The 790-nt window shown below is 37.5% G+C and carries 1 protein-coding gene and 2 pseudogenes; all 3 read left to right on the forward strand.

What is annotated here, in order from left to right:
* Positions 1–324: pseudogene (locus ABE099_RS20725) on the forward strand (tetratricopeptide repeat protein); the annotation flags it as partial.
* Positions 321–455, forward strand: coding sequence for a hypothetical protein (locus ABE099_RS20730; protein ID WP_430033561.1), 135 nt, complete (start codon positions 321–323; stop codon positions 453–455). The pseudogene ABE099_RS20725 and the gene ABE099_RS20730, both read left to right, overlap by 4 nt.
* Positions 456–631: 176 nt before the next feature.
* Positions 632–790: pseudogene (locus ABE099_RS20735) on the forward strand (transposase); the annotation flags it as partial.

The raw sequence follows: 790 nt of genomic DNA on the forward strand, positions 1-790 counted from the left end.
GGGGGGGGGGGGGGGGGGGGGGAAGGGGGGATAATTGGAGATGGAGGAAATATTAGTAAGAAACTTAATCAAGAAGAGTTCATACATCGATATCTCATTTTACAAGAGCTAAACAATGCTTCAACTACTCAAAAGCTCGAAACCGTAGTGCTAGCAGGAATTGATTACTTCGAAAGAGAAGGATTGTATGAAGATGTTCAAGAGTCTTATGAGACGCTGGGAACAAAATTTTATGACGAAAAGAATCATCATGAGGCGAGTAAGTATTTCCATTTAGGGTTGAAAGCGAAACGAAAATTTTTTGAGGAAGGAGCTTTAAAATGAAAAAAATAGTATTCAGTTTAATGGGAATTGTCACGGCTATAACCTTGACTATAGGTGTGACGAATACAGCGAAAACTCCACAATCTTACGAAGTAATTCAAAGTCTTTCAATTGGAGATCACGGTGGTTGATACACTAATTTAATGTATAATAAAAAGGGCTAGGATTAATCATCTAGTCCTTTTTTTATTGATTGGATGTTTTCATAAGGTTCAATTCGTAAAATTGTTAAAGCGTATGCCGTGATTCGAGGCCTACTACGTCTTTGGTTCAAATAAGAAAAAATACGATTGGGGAGTGAAGAGCAATAAAGAATCATATCAGGAGCCCTCAGGGACAACTATTGCAAATCAATAAGAAATGGTCTCACCTAAAGCAAAAACAGCGTGAAACCATATCAACTTGGCTGAGAGAGGCTTATATAGAGAAGATTAAAGTTCATAACCGTAGATTGAAAGCGAGAGAA

It is taken from the genome of Paenibacillus turicensis, assembly GCF_050461185.1.
Classification (GTDB): Bacteria; Bacillota; Bacilli; order Paenibacillales; family Paenibacillaceae; genus Fontibacillus; species Fontibacillus turicensis_A.

What these genes read in the sequence shown, in the direction of transcription:
- ABE099_RS20730 (WP_430033561.1), top strand. Translation starts at nt 321, where the DNA reads ATGAAAAAAATAGTATTCAGTTTAATGGGAATTGTCACGGCTATAACC.